The sequence below is a fragment of the Alcaligenes sp. GCM10023179 genome (assembly GCF_042653705.1).
In the GTDB taxonomy this organism is placed as follows: domain Bacteria; phylum Pseudomonadota; class Gammaproteobacteria; order Burkholderiales; family Burkholderiaceae_B; genus Alcaligenes; species Alcaligenes phenolicus.
Map to the genome: position 1 here is coordinate 1,849,809 of NZ_JBHSIQ010000001.1, position 19,411 is coordinate 1,869,219.

Annotated in this window: 17 protein-coding genes; 13 read left to right on the plus strand and 4 right to left on the minus strand. The window is 57.0% G+C overall.

Annotation, left to right across the window (positions count from 1 at the left end; all coding sequences use genetic code 11):
* Positions 1-10: 10 nt before the first annotated feature.
* The 7 genes from aceF (at position 11) to ACFPDR_RS08385 (ending at position 9,340) form a co-directional block, all read left to right on the plus strand.
* A complete protein-coding gene (aceF, locus tag ACFPDR_RS08355) occupies positions 11-1,711 on the plus strand; it encodes a dihydrolipoyllysine-residue acetyltransferase (RefSeq protein ID WP_268378432.1) in 1,701 nt (566 codons plus the stop codon).
* 9 nt (positions 1,712-1,720) lie between these two features.
* Positions 1,721-3,499, plus strand: a complete 1,779-nt coding sequence (lpdA, locus tag ACFPDR_RS08360) for a dihydrolipoyl dehydrogenase (RefSeq protein ID WP_009457034.1) — start codon at positions 1,721-1,723, stop codon at positions 3,497-3,499.
* Positions 3,500-3,591: 92 nt separating this feature from the next.
* Positions 3,592-4,983 carry a bifunctional tetrahydrofolate synthase/dihydrofolate synthase gene (gene folC, locus ACFPDR_RS08365; protein WP_088450091.1) on the plus strand — a complete coding sequence of 464 codons (1,392 nt, stop codon included), beginning with the start codon at positions 3,592-3,594 and terminating at the stop codon, positions 4,981-4,983.
* A 38-nt stretch (positions 4,984-5,021) separates the two neighbouring features.
* Positions 5,022-5,867, plus strand: a complete 846-nt coding sequence (locus ACFPDR_RS08370; protein ID WP_035271734.1) for an SPOR domain-containing protein — start codon at positions 5,022-5,024, stop codon at positions 5,865-5,867.
* The gene (locus ACFPDR_RS08375) at positions 5,864-6,352 is read left to right on the plus strand and encodes a CvpA family protein (protein WP_009457028.1); all 489 of its coding nucleotides are present in this window, start codon (positions 5,864-5,866) and stop codon (positions 6,350-6,352) included. Before ACFPDR_RS08370 ends, ACFPDR_RS08375 begins: the two co-directional genes overlap by 4 nt.
* Before the next feature lie 23 nt (positions 6,353-6,375).
* Positions 6,376-7,860 (plus strand): amidophosphoribosyltransferase, encoded by a 1,485-nt coding sequence (gene purF / locus ACFPDR_RS08380; RefSeq protein WP_009457026.1) that lies wholly within the window; start codon positions 6,376-6,378, stop codon positions 7,858-7,860.
* Positions 7,861-8,122: 262 nt separating this feature from the next.
* Positions 8,123-9,340: a serine hydrolase domain-containing protein gene (locus ACFPDR_RS08385; protein WP_321216445.1), complete on the plus strand. Its 1,218-nt coding sequence runs from the start codon at positions 8,123-8,125 to the stop codon at positions 9,338-9,340.
* A gap of 66 nt (positions 9,341-9,406) precedes the next feature.
* Here ACFPDR_RS08385 and ACFPDR_RS08390 read toward each other — a convergent pair whose 3' ends face one another.
* Genes ACFPDR_RS08390 through map form a run of 4 tightly spaced genes read right to left on the minus strand, consistent with a single transcriptional unit; the run spans position 9,407 to position 14,011 of the window.
* Positions 9,407-9,907 (minus strand): disulfide bond formation protein B, encoded by a 501-nt coding sequence (locus ACFPDR_RS08390; protein WP_052159392.1) that lies wholly within the window; start codon positions 9,905-9,907, stop codon positions 9,407-9,409.
* Between the two features lie 4 nt (positions 9,908-9,911).
* Positions 9,912-10,625 carry a MarC family protein gene (locus ACFPDR_RS08395; RefSeq protein ID WP_035271732.1) on the minus strand — a complete coding sequence of 238 codons (714 nt, stop codon included), beginning with the start codon at positions 10,623-10,625 and terminating at the stop codon, positions 9,912-9,914.
* Positions 10,625-13,204: a [protein-PII] uridylyltransferase gene (locus ACFPDR_RS08400; protein ID WP_268378430.1), complete on the minus strand. Its 2,580-nt coding sequence runs from the start codon at positions 13,202-13,204 to the stop codon at positions 10,625-10,627. The genes ACFPDR_RS08395 and ACFPDR_RS08400 overlap by 1 nt, the downstream gene beginning before the upstream one ends.
* Positions 13,205-13,207: 3 nt before the next feature.
* Positions 13,208-14,011: a type I methionyl aminopeptidase gene (gene map / locus ACFPDR_RS08405; protein ID WP_009457018.1), complete on the minus strand. Its 804-nt coding sequence runs from the start codon at positions 14,009-14,011 to the stop codon at positions 13,208-13,210.
* Between the two features lie 609 nt (positions 14,012-14,620).
* On the opposite strand from map, the gene rpsB reads away from it, so the two are divergent.
* The 6 genes from rpsB to ACFPDR_RS08435 all read left to right on the plus strand — a co-directional run bounded on the left by rpsB (position 14,621) and on the right by ACFPDR_RS08435 (position 19,408).
* On the plus strand, positions 14,621-15,370 hold the full coding sequence (gene rpsB / locus ACFPDR_RS08410; protein WP_021446553.1) for a 30S ribosomal protein S2: 750 nt from the start codon (positions 14,621-14,623) through the stop codon (positions 15,368-15,370).
* A 111-nt stretch (positions 15,371-15,481) separates the two neighbouring features.
* On the plus strand, positions 15,482-16,360 hold the full coding sequence (gene tsf, locus ACFPDR_RS08415) for a translation elongation factor Ts (protein WP_009457016.1): 879 nt from the start codon (positions 15,482-15,484) through the stop codon (positions 16,358-16,360).
* A gap of 93 nt (positions 16,361-16,453) precedes the next feature.
* Positions 16,454-17,170 carry a UMP kinase gene (gene pyrH / locus ACFPDR_RS08420; RefSeq protein WP_003799741.1) on the plus strand — a complete coding sequence of 239 codons (717 nt, stop codon included), beginning with the start codon at positions 16,454-16,456 and terminating at the stop codon, positions 17,168-17,170.
* Between the two features lie 19 nt (positions 17,171-17,189).
* Positions 17,190-17,750, plus strand: a complete 561-nt coding sequence (gene frr, locus ACFPDR_RS08425; protein WP_009457015.1) for a ribosome recycling factor — start codon at positions 17,190-17,192, stop codon at positions 17,748-17,750.
* A gap of 25 nt (positions 17,751-17,775) precedes the next feature.
* On the plus strand, positions 17,776-18,540 hold the full coding sequence (gene uppS / locus ACFPDR_RS08430) for a polyprenyl diphosphate synthase (protein ID WP_247966872.1): 765 nt from the start codon (positions 17,776-17,778) through the stop codon (positions 18,538-18,540).
* A gap of 13 nt (positions 18,541-18,553) precedes the next feature.
* The gene (locus ACFPDR_RS08435; protein WP_035271728.1) at positions 18,554-19,408 is read left to right on the plus strand and encodes a phosphatidate cytidylyltransferase; all 855 of its coding nucleotides are present in this window, start codon (positions 18,554-18,556) and stop codon (positions 19,406-19,408) included.
* Positions 19,409-19,411: the final 3 nt, after the last annotated feature.

A 19,411-nucleotide genomic window follows, 5' to 3' on the forward strand; every position in this document is an offset into this window, starting at 1 on the left:
GGACTGAACCATGAGCAATATCATTCAAGTCAAAATCCCGGATATCGGTGCTGACGACGCTGTCGAAGTGATCGAAATCCTGGTCAAGGAAGGCGAGACCATTGAGGTCGAGCAAAGTCTGATTACTGTGGAGTCCGACAAGGCCTCCATGGAAATCCCCTCGTCCGATGCTGGCGTGGTCAAGTCGATCAAGGTCAAGCTGGGCGACAAGGTTAAGGAAGGCAGTCTGGTTCTGGAACTGGAAGCCGCCGAAGGCGCGCAGGCCGCGCCTGCCGCTGAGCCTGCCAAGGCCGAAGCTGCTCCCGCTCTTAAAGCTGAAGCTGCGCCCGCAGCGGCTCCTGCCGCCGCCGCGGCAGCCCCGGACGGTGGTGAACAGCAAGTTACCGTCCAAGTGCCTGATATTGGCGACGCCCGCGATGTGGACGTTATCGAAATCATGGTGCAAGTGGGTGACACCATTGAAGTGGATCAAAGCCTGATCACCGTGGAGTCGGACAAGGCTTCCATGGAAGTGCCGTCCTCCCACGCCGGTGTGGTGACGGCCATCAAAGTGAAACTGGGTGACAAGGTCAGCCAGGGTAGCGACATTCTGGAACTGACAGTGCAAGGAGCTGCTGCAGCCCCTGCACCCGCCAAGGCCGAGGCCGCTCCCGCCCCTAAAGCCGAACCTGCTCCTGCAGCAGCGGCCGCTCCTGCTGCCAGCTCCTCGGTGGTGGTCGGTGCTGGTGCGCCGGCTCCAGAGCGTGTTTCGCCCACTGCCGCTTTTGCGGAAACCGAAGGCTCCTTGCGCAATCTGCCGCATGCTTCGCCTAGCGTACGCAAGTTCGCTCGCGAGCTGGGTGTGGATCTGACCAAGGTTCATGGCTCGGGCGATAAAGGCCGTATTACGGCTGACGACGTGCGTGGCTTTGTGAAGCAGGTCATGGCGGGCGGCGCTGCTCCGGTTATTGCTGCCGGTACCGCTGCTCAAGTGGGTGGTCTGGATGTGTTGGCCTGGCCCAAGGTCGATTTTGCCAAGTTTGGCCCAGTCGAAACTCAGGCCCTGTCGCGCATCAAGAAGATTTCCGGTGCCAACCTGCATCGCAACTGGGTCATGATTCCTCATGTCACCAATAACGATGTGGCTGACATCACCTCTCTGGAAGCCCTGCGTAAAGAGCTGAACGAGGAATACAAGAAGTCCGGCGCTCGCGTCACCATGCTGGCTTTCGTCATCAAGGCTGCCGTGGCTGCCCTGAAGAAATTCCCCGAGTTCAACGCTTCGCTGGACGGCGACAATCTGGTGCTCAAGCAGTACTACCACATTGGTTTTGCAGCTGACACGCCTAACGGTCTGGTTGTGCCGGTTATCCGTGATGCCGACAAGAAAGGCATTCTGGACATCGCTCGCGAAACGGGCGAACTGGCTGCGGCTGCCCGTGATGGCAAGCTGAGCGCCGCTCAGATGCAAGGCGGTTGCTTCACCATTTCCTCGCTGGGCGGTATTGGCGGTACGGACTTCACACCCATTATCAATGCGCCAGAAGTGGCCATTCTGGGTCTGTCGCGTTCCTCCATGCAGCCAGTCTGGAATGGCAAGGAATTCGAGCCACGTCTGATGCTGCCTCTGTCCCTGTCCTACGACCACCGCGTTATCGATGGTGCCGCCGCCGCCCGTTTCAATGCCTTCCTGGCAACGATGCTGGCCGACTTCCGTCGCATCGCACTGTAAGGAGTTGTCATGAGTCTGATTGATCTGACGGTCCCGGATATCGGCGACTCCGGTGAAGTAGATGTCATCGAAGTGCTGGTGCAAGTCGGCGATACGGTCGAGGTCGAGCAAAGCCTGATCACCGTGGAGTCCGACAAGGCCTCCATGGAAATCCCTGCCGCTCAGGCAGGGGTGATCAAGGAGTTGCTGGTCAAAGTGGGTGACAAAGTCTCCCAGGGTTCGGCCATTGCCAAGATTGAAGCGTCGGAGAGCCAAGCCGCTCCCGCTGCAGCACCCGCTAAACAAGAAGAAGCGCCTAAAGCAGCGGCGGCTCCGGCCGCTGCCGCTCCGGCTGCGGCACCTGCTCCGCAGGCGGCCAGCCATCAGGGCGGCGCGGATGATTCCGTGGATGTGGTCGTTCTGGGCGCGGGCCCAGGCGGTTACAACGCGGCCTTCCGTGCGGCTGACCTGGGCCTGAAAGTGGCTCTGGTCGAGCGCTACAGCACCTTGGGTGGCGTGTGTTTGAACGTGGGTTGTATTCCTTCCAAGGCCTTGCTGCATACCGTAGCGGTCTACGAGGAAGCCAAGTCCCTGGCAACACACGGCATCAAGTTCGGTGAAGCGCAAATCGATATCGACGCGCTGCGCGATTACAAGAACAAGGTGATCGGCAAGTTGACCGGTGGCCTGGCCGGTATGGCCAAGGGCCGCAAGGTGCAGGTTGTGGTCGGTAACGGCCAGTTCCTGGACCCCAACCACATCGAAGTGACCGCCAACGACGGCACCAAGAAAGTGATCAAGTTCGGCTCGGCCATTATTGCGGCCGGTAGCCAGTCGGTAAAACTGCCGTTCCTGCCTGACGATCCACGCGTGGTGGACTCCACCGGCGCGCTGGAACTGAAGTCTGTGCCCAAGCGCATGCTGATCGTGGGTGGTGGCATCATCGGTCTGGAAATGGGTACGGTGTACTCGGCTCTGGGTGCACGCCTGGACGTGGTGGAAATGCAAACTGGCTTGATGCCAGGAGCAGACCGCGACGTGGTCAAGGTGTGGGAGAAGATGAACAAGCACCGCTTTGATCACATGATGCTGGAAACCAGCACTGTGGCCGCCGAAGCGCGCGAAGATGGCATCTGGGTGACTTTCGAAGGCAAGAATGCTCCGGCCGAGCCGCAGCGTTACGACCTGGTTCTGCAAGCCGTGGGCCGTTCGCCCAATGGCAAGAAGATCGGTGCCGAGAAGGCCGGTGTGCAGGTGACAGATCGTGGCTTCATCCCGGTTGACAAGCAACAGCGCACCAACGTGCCGCACATCTATGCGATTGGCGACATCGTGGGTCAGCCCATGCTGGCACATAAGGCTGAGCACGAAGCGCACGTGGCTGCTGAAGTCATCGCCGGTGAAAAATCCTTCTTTGACGCTCGCGTGATTCCTTCGGTGGCTTACACCGATCCGGAAATCGCCTGGGTGGGTCTGACAGAAGATCAGGCCAAGAAAGACGGCATCAAGGTCGAGAAGGGCGTGTTCCCCTGGGCTGCATCTGGTCGCGCGATTGCGAACAACCGTGATGAAGGCTTTACCAAGGTTCTGTTCGATGCTGAAACCCACCGTATCGTGGGTGGCGGTATCGTCGGTACCAATGCGGGCGAGCTGATTGGTGAGCTGGTTCTGGCTATCGAAATGGGTGTGGACCCGGTCGATCTGGCTAAATCCATCCATCCGCACCCCACCTTGTGCGAGTCGGTCAGCAAGGCTGCTGCCGTCGCAGAAGGGACGTGCACGGACTTGCCTCCAACGCGTCGCAAGTAATACCAGTATTCGCCTGATAGTTAAGGCGTATTGGATCACGGCAGGTGCTATCATCAGCGCCTGCCGTTTTTATTTTGTAATTGGTGTTGTCCATGACTCATCCTGTTCTGAAAGCCGACTCCTCGCTGAGTGACTGGCTGTCCTATCTGGAAACTTTGCATCCTTCGGCCATTGATCTGGGCCTGGGCCGGATTCGCGAGGTTGCCCAACGTCTGAACATCAAACTGGATTCTGTCGTCATTACGGTGGGGGGCACCAACGGCAAAGGCTCGACCTGCGCCATGCTGGAAGCGATTTTGCTGGCCGCCGCGTACAAGGTAGGCGTGTACGCCTCTCCGCATCTGGTGCGCTATAACGAACGCATTCGCTTGAATGGCGAGATGGCCGAAGATGCGCAGATCACGGCGCAATTTGCCCGTATCAACGAAGCTCGTGGCGATCTGACGCTGACTTATTTTGAATTTTCCACGCTGGCAGCCTTGTTGCTGTTCCAGGAGCAGCGTGTTGATGTCGCGGTGCTGGAAGTGGGCCTGGGTGGTCGCCTCGATGCCGTCAACATCATTGATGCGGACTGTTCCATCATTACCAGCATTGATATCGACCATGCTGAGTACCTGGGCAATACCCGTGAACAGGTGGCCTGGGAGAAAGCCCATATTTTCCGTGCCGATCGTCCTGCGATCTGTGCCGATCCCGTGCCGCCACAGACCATGCTGGATTACGCCCAGGAAATTGGTGCCCAATTGTGGCTGTTTGGCAAAGATTTCAACTATTCCGGCGACCGTCAGCAATGGGCTTACGGTGGCCGCAATCAGCGCCGCGCTGCCCTGGCTTACCCGGCCTTGCGTGGAGCGAATCAGCTGCTGAATGCTTCTGCGGCATTAGCTGCGCTGGAGTCGCTGCACCCACGTTTGGCTGTGCCTGCGCAAGCTGTACGTGCCGGCTTGCTGCGTGCTCACATGCCGGGCCGCTTCCAGATTCAACCTGGCCAGCCTTGTGTGATTTTTGACGTGGCCCACAACCCCCATGCGGCGGCTGCCTTGGCGCAGAACCTGGACAATATGCCGCCTTACCCCAAGACGATTGCCGTCGTGGGTATGTACAAGGACAAGGATGTGGACGGCGTGATCGCCCGCATGGCTACCCGTATCGACCACTGGATGTGTGCCAGTCTGGAAGGTCCACGCAGCATGTCGGGTGAAGAATTGGCCAATCATGTACGCGCGGTTCTGGCCAGTGGTCAGACGCCTGATGATGTGTTGGCACCCGAGGCCGAATCCGGCTCGCATCGCCCAGGTGTTCGGCCGGTTGCCCGCGCTTCGGTCAGTAAAGCGTCAGCGGTCGTATCCAGTTACAACAGTCCTCAGCTCGCTTACGAGGCGGCGTTAAAAGAGGCCAGTGACAATGATAGAATTGTCGTGTTTGGCTCGTTTGCGACAGTAGGACCAATACTTGAAGCCGCAAACGACCGTTCATCTTCCTGAATATCAGTAAGACTGCTTATTTCATAGGTCTAGGGCTCATGGGTTTATTTTCACGTAACGATACTTCCTCATCGTCGGGTCGCCGCGGCAGTGCTTCCAGCGATTCACAATTATCGGAACTGCGTGGACGGGCTCGCCGCCGTCTGATCGGTGCGCTGGCTCTGGTTCTGGCCGTCGTCGTGCTGGTGCCCATGCTGACCGCCGACAAGACCCCACCTGAGCCCGAGCAGTCTTTGGCCCTGGGTCCCATCGGTCAGACAACGGGGCAGGGCACAGTGCAGACTCGTCCTGGCGAGCTGGTGGTGCAAGAAGGCACGCCTGCTCCTGTCATCGAACAACCTGACGAGCCGCTGGTCACTGATCCTTCCACCAGTACCGACGGTGGTCTGGCCGTGGTCAATCCCGGTCTGGAAACCGATCCTGCTCCTGTCACGACACCTAGCACTCCCGCTGCGCCGCCGCCTGTGACCACACGTCCAGAGACGCCCAAGCCGGTTGAGAAGCCCAAGCCAGTCGAAAAACCCAAGCCAAGCCCAGCGCCTGCACAAAATGGCCGTACCGATGACGGCTCCTACGCGCTGGCCCTGCTGGAAGGCCGTGTCCCGAGTAAACCAGCCCCTGCTGCTGCCGCTAAACCGGCTACGCAACAAGGCAACTTCATTTTGCAGATTGTCGCCTATTCCAACCAGAACGATGCCCAGTCGCGTCGTGATCAGCTGGTATCGGCCGGTGTGACCAATGCCTATGTAGAGACGGCACAAAGTGGTGGCAAGCCAACCTATCGTTTGCGTGTGGGCCCATTCCCCACCCGTGAAGCGGCTCAGGCAGCCCAGGCCCGCTTGCGCTCGCTCGGTTACGAGAACAGTTTTATCTCGGCTAAGTGAGCAGCTTCGACTATATCGTCCTTGGAATTGTGGGTGTGTCAGGCCTTTTGGGCCTGATACGCGGATTGATCAAGGAAGTTCTTTCGCTCAGCGCCTATTTGCTGGCCTTCATGGCCGCAATCTGGTGGGGGCCACGCACATCAGGCTGGATACAAGTCTGGGTAGAAAACGGCTTATTACGTACGGCTTTGGCCTACGGAGCCGTTTTTTTTATGGTCTTGCTACTGGTGGGCCTGTTGAACATGCTGTTAGCCAGCTTGATCGAGCAAACGGGTTTGACGCCCGCCGATCACGGCTTGGGCGGCCTGTTCGGACTGGCTCGCGGGGTGCTGCTGGTGCTGATTCTGGTCATCCTGGCCGGGCATACCGATTTACCTAAGGAACCGTGGTGGGAGCAGGCCAAGCTGGCCGAGCCTGCGATCCGCGCGGTGCAGTCGATTAAGGCCATGCTGCCGCCGTCTCTGGCAGAATGGCTGCCTTATTGAGAACACACTAACGGGAACCAATCATGTGTGGAGTTGTAGGGGTTGTTGCGCGCAGCCCTGTAAATCAGTTGATCTATGACAGTTTGCTCTTGCTGCAGCACCGCGGGCAGGATGCTGCGGGGCTGGCGACCTGGCACGACCAGTTCTTCAGCATGCACAAGGCATTTGGCCTGGTGCGGGACGTATTCCGTACCCGCAACATGCGCTCCTTGCCGGGCAATAGCGGTATTGGCCACGTGCGTTACCCCACGGCAGGCTCCAGCCAGAGCGTGGAGGAGGCGCAGCCGTTTTACGTCAACGCCCCCTTTGGTCTGAGCTTTGTGCACAACGGCAATCTGACCAATTGGCGTGAGCTGCGTGAAGAACTGTTCACCATTGATCGTCGCCACATCAACACCAACTCGGATTCCGAGGTTCTGCTGAATGTGTATGCCCACGAGCTGCAACGCGCTGCCACGGGTCCTGAGTTGACTCAGGACGAAGTGTTTGAAGCCGTCGCTGCTGTGCACCGCCGTGCGCGTGGGGCTTATGCGGTAGTCTCGCAAATCGCCAATTTCGGTCTGGTAGCTTTCCGTGATCCGAACGGGATTCGTCCTTTGTGCCTGGGTCGTAATGTGACGCCCAAGGGTGAAGAATGGATGATTGCTTCCGAGTCCGTTGCCTTGACCGGTTGCGGCTTCGAGCTGGTCCGCGACGTTGAGCCCGGCGAGGCCATCATTGTGGATCTGGACGGTAATCTCAGCAGCCGCCAGTGCGCCGAGAACCCGCGCCTGAATCCCTGTGTCTTTGAGTACGTGTACTTCGCCCGCCCCGATTCCACCGTTGATGGTGTGTCGGTTTACGACGCCCGTTTGCTAATGGGTGAGTACTTGGCCGAGAACGTCGCCAAGAACCTGCGTCTGGCCGATATCGATGTGGTCATGCCTATCCCTGACTCGGCCCGTCCTTCGGCCATGCAGTTGGCAGCACACTTGAACCTGAACTACCGCGAAGGCTTCATCAAGAACCGCTACGTGGGCCGCACCTTTATCATGCCCGGTCAGGAAGTGCGCAAGAAGTCGGTGCGTCAGAAACTGAGTGCTATTCCCATGGAGTTCCGTGGCAAGAACGTGCTGCTGGTGGATGACTCTATCGTGCGTGGCACAACGAGCCGCCAGATTGTGGATATGGCCCGTGCCGCGGGTGCGAACAAGGTGTTCTTTGCTTCGGCAGCACCACCGGTCCGCTTTCCGAACGTGTACGGCATCGACATGCCTACGGTTTCCGAGCTGATCGCAACAGGTCGCGATGTAGATCAGGTAGCCAAGGAAATTGGTGTGGACGGTCTGGTTTATCAGGACCTGCACGATCTGGAACAATCCCTGCGTGACTTGAACCCACGCTTTGCCGGCTTTGAGTCCTCATGCTTTAGCGGCGAGTACGTGACAGGGGATGTGGACGAGGCTTATCTGAATCTGTTGGCAGAAGGCCGCAAGAATGGCCGTGAGGTGCCTGACGTAACGGACTGATAGCTTGATCTTGTGCCCGATTGGAAAAACCCGCTTTTATAGCGGGTTTTTTTTGAATTTATGATTGCTGGGTGGTTTTGGATATTTTATTTTCAGGCTTTAATTATCAGTCTCTTATATAAATTAAACCTATTATTTTTTAATTTTTGATGATTTTATAATCTACGGATTAATTTCATATTATTTAATAATCAGCTTATATTTTTCTTTGTTTCTTTCGATAAATCATGCGCCTTGGTGCGCATTCTATCTGGAATCAAAGATGAAAAACCCAAGCAAAGATATGGAATCTGATCAGGTATTAACTGATCCTGATCCCACAGAGCAGATTCCTGTCAGTATTCAATCTGGTATCGACTTTCCGGCCTTGCATTATTTGCTGGAGCAGGCCCTGGAGCAAAACCGGGTGATGGGTGCCGTGGTGCTGGTCGCTTACCAAGGTGAACTGATATTTCGTTTTAGTGGTGGCTGGGCGAATAAGGAGCGGGCCCAAGCCATGCATGAAGATACAGTCTTCAGTTTGGGGTCCTTGAGCAAGACAATCAGTTCCTGGCTGGCCTTGCGTTTGATTGAGCGGGGACTGCTTTCTTTGAAAGATAGAATCACGCGCTATCTTCCCCATTTCGGCCCCAGTTTTAATTCTATTTGCCCGCCTATTTCCATTCATCAATTGCTGACTCACACATCGGGGCTTAGTTATCGTTTTATTGATGGTGAGGAGAGTGCCTACGCTCAGGCTCAGGTCAGTGATGGGCTGGATGATCCAGAACTGAGCTGGCAAGAGAATTTTCGACGTATTTGCTCCGTACCACTACGTTTTGCACCGGGTACAGGCTGGCGTTACTCCTTGGGAGTGGATGTAGTGGGGCAGGCTTTGCAAATTGCTTCGGGACGGGGCTTGTCGGAGTTACTGGAGGACAGCATTAGTCGTCCCTTGGGCTTGAGACATTGTTCCTTTTACAAGCGCGATGATTTTCAGATGGCCGTGCCATATCGAAATCATGAGGCTTGCTTGACGCGGGTGGATGGTGCGTTGGATCTGGGTATCGGCGTGCTGCGGTTTGATGAGCAGAGCCTGTCACAGCGCTCCAGGCCGATCTATGCGGGGGCATCCATGCTTGGGTCCGGGGCAGATTTGATGCGCATACTTCTGGCTTTGCGAAATGGGAGTTTGCTTTCCAAGCCGTATTGCGAAGCGCTGTTTACCGATCATGTGCCATATTCTGCCAAATGCATGTGGCCAAATTGGGGCTATACCTACGGGGCCGCCATTTCACGACAGCTGCCTGAGCGGACCATGCCGATGTCTGCTGGAAGCTTGCAATGGGTCGGTGCATTCGGGCAGAAGTGGATGTTTGATCGACAGCAGGACCTCATCATTGTCAGCATGACCAATACCGCTCCAGAGGGCCTGTTTGGTGCATTTCCGGATCAGGTGCGTGACGCTGTTTATACCGATTTGGGTTTGATGCCTGATTGAGCAGGGTGGAACAAAACAGCCCTGCTGGAAGGCAGGGCTTTATGGCTGTAGTGGCTGCCCAGGCGCTTAGGCCCCTCGTCGCTTGAACAGCGTCAGCAACAAACCCAGGCCCAGGATCACAAATAGCGCCAGGCTCCAGTAAGCGTATTCAATCCCCAGCAAAGGTTGGCGTGCATCCATGCAGGAGGCATAAATACCAAATAGCCAAGGCAAGCCGCTTTCCAGGCCGGACTGGGTAATGAAGCGATCGGCAAAGGTCTGGTCGCAGCTGAACAGGTGCTGCGCGACCGATACCTGATACCAGGCAGCCAGAATGCCACCTACTGAGGTAGCCAGACCCAGCAAGCTGGCAATGGTAGAACTGCGCTGATGCCCCAGTTGGCGCAACACACCAGCAACCAGGCTGAACACGCCCAACACAATGAAAATCAGGCGTTGCAGGACGCACCAGGCGCAAGGCGGGATGCTGAATACATGCTGGGAAAGCAGTGCAATGCCTACGCCGGAAAAGGCGAGCAGGGCGATCAGATAGTAGGGTGCAGCGGACTGGCGGGAGGATGCGGCCATGGTATCAAGAGGAACTTAAAGAATGAAAGGTAGATGCTTCGTGCAGCAAACCCAGGAAAAGTTCATGGAAACCGGCCCAGGTAATCTGCACGCCCAGGCATAAGAGAATAAAGGCGGACAGGCGCATCACGACAGCCGTGCCATTTTTACCCAGTTTGTACAGGAATTGCGATGCAAAACGTAAGGCCAGAAACACGATAAAACTGGCCGCAGCAATAGCAGGCAGCGCGCCAGCCAGCTTGCTCATGGTGCCGGTGACCGAGTTGTCATGCAAGGTCGCCCCTACCGTCAGTGCCGCAGACAAGGAGCCGGGGCCGCAGAGCATGGGGAAGGTCAGGGGGTAGAAGGCTTTGGAGCGGATCTGTTCCCAGGAGTAGGACTCGGCCATGTTCTGCGCATGGGCTGCGTCAAAGTCCGAGGCGTTGATCAGGCGCCAGGCTGTGGCAATCACCAGCAGGCCCCCGCCAATTCGGATGATGGGCAGGGAAATGCCAAAGAAATTCAGCACGATATTGCCCGCGACCATGGCAATGGCCAGCATGATGAAAATATTGATGGCAACTTTCTTGGCCAGGCGAGCGCGATCAGGCACGCTGGCGCCTTCGGTGAGGGTCAGAAAGATGGGAGCGGCCGCAGGCGGGTTCAGCATGGGCAATAGCGTCGCCAATGCAAACAGGAAGCTGCGGCTGACATCAGCAAATACGGAGGAGAGTTCCATTAAGACGGGGTGGCTTGTTGAGAGAGGGCTAAACGTACATCGCGCTCCAGGCGCAATTGATTACGGTTCTGTTCCAGTGCGGCACCGCTCAGGATGAAGACGTCTTCCACGCGATCGCCCAGGGTCATGACTTTGGCCGAGCGCAGTCGCACGTCGTGGTGCTCGAATACTTGGGCGAGACTGTACAACAAACCGCGCCGGTCTGTAGCACTTAGTGTCAAAATCCAGTCCTGCCCTTGCTCTTCCTGACGCAGATCCACGGTGGGCTGAATGGGAAAGACTCGAGCCCGGCGGGAGCGGATGTCGCGGTAGTGGTCGTGCGGGGGCTCGCTAGGGTGCAGGTCTTGCTGGAGTGCCTGGCATAACTCGGTTTCGATCAGCAAAGGGTCGCGCCGCAGGGCGTGGTCGTAGGCGGGCAGCATGACGATGAAACTGTCCAGCGCCCAGCCGTGGCGAGTCGTGTAAATGCGAGCGTCCTGAATGCTGACGGCCTGGCTATCAAAGTAGCGGCAGATACGTAAGAACAGGCCGCTGGCGTCCTGGGTATAGACCAGCACCTGCAGGGCGTCGGTTTGGCCGGCAGGGCGTATGCGTACGATGGGTGTCAGGCTGTGGGACTGGTGGTAGAGCTGGATGGTATGCCAGGCGATTTCACTGGCGTCGTGGCGCAGGAAATAGGGCTTGTCCAGCCATTGCCAGAAGTCCTCGCGGGCTTCATCCAGTAGACCAGCCAGACGAATTTCGCCAGCGGCGTCACGCTTGCGTTGATCCAGTACGGACACGCCATCCTTGGCCTGCCGTCCTAAAGCTGCCAGTGACAGCTTGTACAGGTCTTCCAGCAGCTTGCCTTTCCAGGAGTTCCATACCGTTGGGCTGGTGGCCCGAATGTCGGCGACAGTCAGCAGGTACAGGGCAGTCAGGCGGCGTTCCGTACCTACGGTTTGCAGGAACTGGAAAATGACATTCGGGTCGCTCAAATCGCGTTTCTGAGCCACTTGCGACATGGTCAGGTGCTCGCGCACCAAAAACACCACCAGCTCTGCGTCCACCGGCATCAAGCCGTGATCCTGACAGAATGCCAAGGCGTCCTGCGCACCCAGCTCGGAGTGATTGCCGCCACGTCCTTTGGCAATGTCGTGAAAGAGGGCGGCGATATACAGCAGCCAGTGGCGATCAAAACCGCTCATCAGCTGATTGGCCATGGACAGCTCTTCGCTGTGCTCGGCCATGGTGAAGCGGCGTAGGTTGCGTATGACCTTTAGCGTGTGCTCGTCCACGGTGTAAGCGTGGAACAGGTCGTGCTGCATTTGTCCGACGACGCGTCGAAAGACTGGCAGATAGCGCGGCAGCAGATTCAGCAGATTCATCAGCCGCAAGGTATGCACGATGCCTTTGTTCTGCTGCAGGATTTCCAGAAACAGACGTCGATTCCGGGGCTCGGCCCGGAACTTGGCATCGATCAGGCGGCGGGCGTGCCAGAGGGCTCGCAAGGTATCGGCTTTCAGACCACGCAGATTGGGCTGTTGCTGCAAATGCAGCATGGCCACAAAAATCAAAGAGGGGTCTTGCTCGAAGCCATCAGGCTGACGCAGTTCCAGCTGTCCATGATGAATCTGGAAGTGGCTGTCCAGAATCAGCGGTTCCTGATCGGTTTGCGGGAACAGGTGCTCCTCGATGCTGCGCATCAGGATCAGATTGAGCTGGCTGACAATCTTGGCGGCCCAGTAGTAACGCTGCATCAGCAGTTCACTGGCGCGTCGGGTGGCCGTGGGTTGAAAACCGTAAATGTCAGCCAGACGTGGTTGCAGGTCAAACAGCAGTCTGTCTTCGGCGCGGCCGGTCAGTAGATGAAGCTCAATGCGCAGACGCTTGAAAGCTTCTTCCACGCGTTGCAGAGCTTTCAGCTCGGATTCCGTCAGCAGTTCGGATTGCGCGACATCCACCCAACTGCGACCCAAACCGGCTGCCCGTGCCATCCAGAGCAGCACCTGCAGGTCGCGCAAGGCGCCAGGAGACTCTTTGCAATTGGGTTCCAGGGAGTAGGGGGTGTCTTGCAGATGCGCATGACGCTGCTGCTGTTCGGCCTGTTTGGCCAGGAAGAAGGCCTGCGGGTCCATCTGGCTTTGCAGTTGCTGTTGGGCATGGCGTAGCAGCAATCGGGAACCCGCCAGCCAGCGGCTTTCCAGCAAGGCGGTTTCGGTGGTGATGTCCTGGCTGGCTTGTTCCAGGCATTGGGCGGGCGTGGCCACATTATGGCTGGGAGCCAGACCTATATCCCACAAGGCGGCGACCAGTGCCTGAATCCGGTCTATATCCTCTGCATTGGGCTCGCGCTGCAACAGGATCAGCAAGTCCACATCCGAATGCGGATACAGCTCCCCGCGACCATACCCCCCCAAGGCCGCCAGGCTGGCTTGGCGGGGCAGGGGGTAACGGACCAGAAGCTCACGCAGACCTTGGTCGCAAATCTGGCACAGGCTTTTGAGCAGGCGATCGCAATGCAGGTCTTGCCTGAAGCGCTCGTAGGCCCTAGCCCGGCGGCAAGCAATTCTGTCGCGAAGCTGGGCCAGGAAAGACATGGTTCAGGCCTTGTTGATGATGGCTGGAGGGGCAGGCATGCCGGGTGAGACGGTCAGCACTTCGTAGCCGGTATCGGTTACCAGCACCGCGTGCTCCCATTGGGCCGACAGGCTGTGGTCGCGGGTCACCACGGTCCATTGGTCAGCCAGCGTGCGCAGTTCGCGACGACCGGCGTTGATCATGGGCTCGATGGTGAAAATCATGCCGGGTTCCAGTTTTACGCCGGTGCCGGGTTTGCCGTAGTGCAGCACTTGCGGATCCTGGTGAAACTTCTGGCCCACACCATGGCCGCAGTATTCGCGCACAACGGAAAAACCTTGTTTTTCAGCGTGTTGCTGAATGGCGTGGCCGACATCACCCAGGGTGGCGCCGGGTTTGACTTGATCAATACCCAGCCACATGCATTCGTAGGTGGTTTCAGTCAGGCGGCGGGCCAGGATGCTGGGCTCGCCCACGTAGTACATACGGCTGGTGTCGCCAAACCAGCCGTCTTGAATAATGGTGACGTCCATATTCAGAATGTCGCCATTTTTCAACACTTTATCGCCGGGGATGCCGTGACAGATAACGTGGTTGACGGAGGTACAAATAGAGCCTGGAAAGGGTGGGTAGCCAGGAGGCGCGTAGCCTACGGTGGCAGATTTGACCCCCAGTTCATTGATGCGCTCCATGCACAGGCGATCCAGTTCGCCGGTCGTGACACCTGCTTTGACAAAGGGAGTCAGGTAATCAAGGATGGATGCCGCGGTCTGGCAAGCAGCGCGCATTTTTTCGAGATCAGTGGGGTCTGTGACGAGAATACTCATAGCAACTTGAACAGGTCTATTGAAAAATAGTAGAATTATAGGCTTTTGTGAATTTTGCAGTTACGTGCCGTCCCGTTTGGGGCGATCACGTGTCGCGGAACACCGCGCCAAATCTGGGCTTTCCTGATTTGACCGGCTTTTCTTGGGCCGCTTGAATTTTCAGGCTGGACGAGCCAAGCCAGGTATCAGGAAATCGTGTCCCAAGATTGGAAGAAGCCTCGGGCCATGGCCAGCCAGCAAAAACAAGCAGAATTCACAACACATACAGGGTCAGCACGATGACAAGCGTTGCGAAAGCAACAGGGCAGCAGCCCGGTTCTTGTTCAGGTGATGCTGACCAAGCAATCCTCTAGGATACACCTGCGAACAGTACCCTGTATGCAGGCGGTAGCCAGAAAAGTTTCAGGCTCGGGCCCGGATGGCAGATATCTTGTCTGCCTGCAGGCGTGAGTCCGTTGCAGTGCAGGCGTTCGCTCATGTTGGGCAACGTTTTTATGTTTTAAGTTGTAAATCGCGTGACTGTCCGTCTCGGGGTGTCTGGAATGCAGCACAGGCTGCGGCCCTTACCGGATACCGGGCAGTTACAAGACCAAACCCTTGGAGAACTTTATGTCTTTAATGCGTGAAATGCTGGAAGCTGGTGTGCACTTTGGCCACCAAACCCGTTACTGGAACCCCAAGATGGCTCCGTTCATCTTCGGCCAGCGTAACAACATCCACATCATCAACCTGGAAAAAACGGTTGTTCAGTACGAAGAAGCAACCAAATTCGTGCGTCAACTGGCTGCCCGTGGTGGCAACGTGCTGTTTGTAGGCACCAAGCGCGCTGCTCGCGAACTGGTGGCTGCTGAGGCCGAACGTTGCGGCATGCCTTACGTCGACAGCCGCTGGTTGGGTGGCATGATGACTAACTTCAAAACGGTCAAGACTTCCATCAAGCGTCTGAAGGAAATGGAAGCTCAGATGGCTGAAGGCCGTCTGGAAACCATGAGCAAGAAAGAAGCCTTGATGTTCGAACGCGAACTGGAAAAGCTGAACAAGGCCATCGGCGGTATCAAGGACATGAACAACCTGCCTGACGCCCTGTTCGTGATCGACGTTGGCTACCACAAGATTGCCGTGGCTGAAGCCCGCACTCTGGGTATCCCCGTGGTGGCCGTAGTTGATACCAACCACTCGCCAGAAGGTCTGGATTACGTGATCCCTGGTAACGATGACTCGGCCAAGGCTATCGCTCTGTACGCCCGTGGCATGGCTGACGCCGTGCTGGCTGGCCGCGAACAGAACCTGAATGGTCTGGTTGAAGAAATCGCCGCTGACGAAGAGTTCGTCGAAGTTCAGGCTGACACCCAGGAGTAACAGGCTCACCGCTGTCTGCCAGACACCATCAGTTGTCATGGCAGACAGCTACAGTGACCCTTCGTATCGCCCCGGCTTGCCGGGGCATGTTCTACAGAATTGGAGAAAACCGTGGCTCAAATCACCGCATCGATGGTTAAAGAATTGCGCGAGAAAACCGACGCGCCCATGATGGAATGCAAAAAAGCACTGACCGAAGCCGACGGCGATATGGCACGTGCTGAAGAAATCTTGCGCGTGAAGCTGGGCAGCAAGGCTAGCAAAGCAGCTACCCGCGTTACCGCTGAAGGCCTGGTTTCTGTTTACATCGCTGACGATGCCAAGACCGGCTCCGTAGTTGAAGTTAACTGCGAAACCGACTTTGTTGCCAAGAACGATGACTTCATCGGCTTTATCAACGACGTCGCCCAACTGGTCGCCAAGAACAACCCGGCAGATCTGGCCGCTTTGGCTGAACTGCCACTGGCCGACAGCAATGTCGAGACCGTGCGCGCTGCTCTGGTTGGCAAAATTGGTGAAAACATCTCGATCCGTCGCTTCCAGCGCTACGAAACAGCCGGCCAACTGGCCAGCTACGTTCACGGTGGCAAGATCGGCGTATTGGTTGATTTCGCCGGTGGCGACGAAGAAGTGGGTAAAGACCTGGCCATGCACATCGCCGCGACTCGTCCTAAAGCAATGGACGCTTCGGGTGTTGACGCTGCCGAGATCGAAGCCGAGCGCTCCGTGGCTGCTCAGAAAGCCGCTGAATCCGGCAAACCTGCTGACATCGTCACCAAAATGGTTGACGGCGCTGTTGCCAAGTTCCTGAAAGAAGTGACTCTGCTGAGCCAGCCTTTCGTCAAGAACGACAAGCAAAGCGTGCAGCAAATGCTGGACGAGAAAAAAGCATCGATCGCTGGCTTTACCCTGTACGTTGTGGGTGAAGGCATTGAGAAGCGTGTTGAAGATTTCGCCGCTGAGGTAGCTGCTGCTGCCGGCCAAGCCTAATCTAGCTTGTTTTTTCAGGGCAGGCACCGTAGTGGCGATGCCTGCCCTGCTGCTTTACACTCTCTTCTGTCTTCGTCACTTGGAATCCCACCCATGACTACCCCTCATTACAAACGTGTTCTGTTGAAGCTCTCCGGCGAAGCGCTGATGGGCGAGGACTCGTTCGGTATTAATCGCAGCACAATCATTCGCATGACGGAGGAGATCGCCCAGGTTGCCCAGTTGGGGGTACAGCTGGCTATCGTGATTGGCGGGGGCAATATCTTTCGCGGCATCGCTCCAGGTGCCCAGGGCATGGATCGTGCGACAGCCGACTACATGGGCATGATGGCTACCGTCATGAATGCGCTGGCCTTGCAAGATGCCTTGAAGCACCGTGGCCTGGATGCCCGTGTGCAATCTGCCCTGAATATTGAGCAGGTCGTAGAGCCTTACATTCGTCCCAAGGCACTGCGTTACCTGGAAGAAAACAAAGTTGTTATTTTTGCAGCCGGTACGGGCAACCCGTTCTTTACTACCGATACGGCAGCAGCCTTGCGCGGCGCCGAAGTGGGTGCGGAAATCGTACTGAAAGCGACCAAAGTCGACGGCATCTACAGTGCCGATCCCAATAAAGATCCAGGTGCGACGCGTTACTCGCGTATCAGCTTTGATGAGGCTATCGTACGCCGTCTGGAAGTGATGGACGCGACCGCCTTTGCCTTGTGTCGCGATCAGAAACTGCCGATTAAAGTGTTCTCCATCAACAAGCCCGGCGCCTTGACGCGCGCGGTCTCTGGTGAAGATGAAGGCACCCTGGTTCACGTTTAAAGTTATAGGAATTTAGTCCATGAGTCTTTCCGAGATTAAAGCATCGACCGACAGCCGGATGGGTAAGTCCCTCGAGTCTCTCAAGACAGGCCTGGCCAAAATTCGCACTGGCCGTGCTACTGCAGGCTTGCTCGATCACATTCAGGTTGAGTACTACGGCTCCATGGTGCCGGTCAGCCAGGTGGGCAACATCACGGTGGTGGATGCTCGCACGCTGAACGTGCAAGTGTGGGAAAAGCATATGGCTGGCCCGATTGAAAAAGCCATTCGTGATAACGAGCTGGGTCTGAACCCCATCTCGATGGGCGAGAGCATTCGTGTGCCCATGCCTGCGCTGACCGAAGAGCGCCGTCGCGATCTGGCCAAAGTGGTGCGTGGCGAAGGCGAAGATGCCAAGGTCGCCATTCGCAACCTGCGTCGTGACGCCAATGACACGCTCAAAAAGCAAGTCAAGGACAAGGAAATCTCCGAGGACGACGAGCGTCGCGCCCAGGACGAAATCCAGAAGCTGACCGACAAGTATGTGGCTGAAGTCGACAAGCTGATCGCCCAGAAAGAAGCCGAGATCATGACGGTCTAACGGCTTTTGCACAGGTGGCTAGGTGATTTCTTTCAGTTCTACCCAAACTATTCCGGAACACGGTCAGGTTCCTGGCCACCTGGCGATTGTCATGGACGGCAATGGACGATGGGCAACCCGTCGTCTTTTGCCACGCACGGCAGGGCACTTGCGTGGTGTGCAAACCGTCCGGCGTATTGTCGAGGCCTGTGGCGAGCTCGGCGTGCGTTATTTGACCCTGTTTGCGTTCAGCTCCGAGAACTGGCGACGCCCTCCTGAAGAGGTGTCCCTGTTGATGGGGCTGTTCGTCAAGATGCTGCAAAAAGAAGTGGCAACACTGAAAAAAAACGGCGTCCGACTTCATATTATTGGTGAGCTATCCGCATTTAGCGAAGAATTGCGCGGGCTGATTGCCGACGCAGAAGAACAAACGCGTGATAACGACACCTTGCATTTGACGATTGCCGCCAATTACGGTGGTCGTTGGGATATTTTGCAGGCGACCCGAAAGGCCTTGGTTGCCAATCCCCATTTGGTCGATCATCCCGAACAACTGGATGAGGCCATGTTCAGTCCCTATTTGGCGATGTCTTACGCCCCCGAACCGGATTTGTTCATCCGCACGGGCGGAGAGCGCCGCATTTCCAATTTTTTGATCTGGCAGATGGCCTATACCGAACTGTACTTTACAGACGCGTACTGGCCGGATTTTGACCGGGCGCAGCTGGAGCAGGCCTTCGAGTGGTATCGTGGGCGCGAGCGGCGCTTTGGGCGCACCAGTGCCCAGGTGCAGGGTAGCCCCGCGCCTTGACGGAGCCTTATCTATGTTGAAACAACGAGTCATCACCGCCCTGATCCTGCTGGTCATTCTGGGCGCGGCCATGCTTGCCCCCGTGCGCTGGCCATTGCTGGCTATTTTTGTTCTGATGAGTACGCTGGCTTGCTGGGAATGGGAGCGCCTGAGCCTGTCCCAGGAGCAGCAGCGTTGGGCCTGGCCCCTGGCCTTGCTCAACGGTGCCTTGATGCTGTGGCTAAGCGTGCACTGGTATCACACCGGCCCGCAAGGGCAGGCGGCTGATTTGGTCTACCGTGGTCTGGTGCCCCTGATGGCGGCCTTGTGGGTCGTAGGCGCTACCGGGCTGGTACTGCAAGGTCAGGCCACACAGCGTGCACAAGGCGTCTTGCTCAGCGTGATGGGTGTGCTCGCCCCTTTGGTCGCCTGGGCCAGCCTGTATCTGTTTCTGCATACACAGGGCATTGTTTACGTGCTCTCCTTGCTGGTCCTGATCTGGGTGGCAGACATCGCAGCTTACTTCGCTGGACGTGCCTTCGGTAAAGCCAAGCTGGCCCCGCGTGTCAGTCCGGGCAAGACCTGGGCTGGAGCGCTCGGTGGTATGGTTGCCGCTGCTGCATGGATGTTGATCAGCGCAAATTGGGCCGGCAGTTTCGGCGCCGACGTGCTGCAGCGCTGGGGCTGGGTGGCCACGGCTGCTTTGGGTGTTGCTCTGGCGGCCCTCTCTATCGTGGGTGATTTGTTTGAGTCCCTGCTCAAGCGCCGTGCCGCTGTTAAAGATTCCAGTCAATTATTGCCCGGCCATGGTGGGGTGTACGACCGTATCGACGCCTTGCTGCCGGTTGCTCCCGTGGCCTTGTTGCTAAGTGGGGCGTGGCTCTTTTAGTCC

Bases quoted from the DNA above. Each gene is read 5' to 3' on its own strand.
- aceF (WP_268378432.1), top strand. From the start codon at position 11: ATGAGCAATATCATTCAAGTCAAAATCCCGGATATCGGTGCTGACGAC.
- lpdA (WP_009457034.1), top strand. From the start codon at position 1,721: ATGAGTCTGATTGATCTGACGGTCCCGGATATCGGCGACTCCGGTGAA.
- folC (WP_088450091.1), top strand. From the start codon at position 3,592: ATGACTCATCCTGTTCTGAAAGCCGACTCCTCGCTGAGTGACTGGCTG.
- ACFPDR_RS08370 (WP_035271734.1), top strand. From the start codon at position 5,022: ATGGGTTTATTTTCACGTAACGATACTTCCTCATCGTCGGGTCGCCGC.
- purF (WP_009457026.1), top strand. From the start codon at position 6,376: ATGTGTGGAGTTGTAGGGGTTGTTGCGCGCAGCCCTGTAAATCAGTTG.
- ACFPDR_RS08385 (WP_321216445.1), top strand. From the start codon at position 8,123: ATGAAAAACCCAAGCAAAGATATGGAATCTGATCAGGTATTAACTGAT.
- ACFPDR_RS08390 (WP_052159392.1), bottom strand. From the start codon at position 9,907: ATGGCCGCATCCTCCCGCCAGTCCGCTGCACCCTACTATCTGATCGCC.
- ACFPDR_RS08395 (WP_035271732.1), bottom strand. From the start codon at position 10,625: ATGGAACTCTCCTCCGTATTTGCTGATGTCAGCCGCAGCTTCCTGTTT.
- ACFPDR_RS08400 (WP_268378430.1), bottom strand. From the start codon at position 13,204: ATGTCTTTCCTGGCCCAGCTTCGCGACAGAATTGCTTGCCGCCGGGCT.
- map (WP_009457018.1), bottom strand. From the start codon at position 14,011: ATGAGTATTCTCGTCACAGACCCCACTGATCTCGAAAAAATGCGCGCT.
- rpsB (WP_021446553.1), top strand. From the start codon at position 14,621: ATGTCTTTAATGCGTGAAATGCTGGAAGCTGGTGTGCACTTTGGCCAC.
- pyrH (WP_003799741.1), top strand. From the start codon at position 16,454: ATGACTACCCCTCATTACAAACGTGTTCTGTTGAAGCTCTCCGGCGAA.
- frr (WP_009457015.1), top strand. From the start codon at position 17,190: ATGAGTCTTTCCGAGATTAAAGCATCGACCGACAGCCGGATGGGTAAG.
- ACFPDR_RS08435 (WP_035271728.1), top strand. From the start codon at position 18,554: ATGTTGAAACAACGAGTCATCACCGCCCTGATCCTGCTGGTCATTCTG.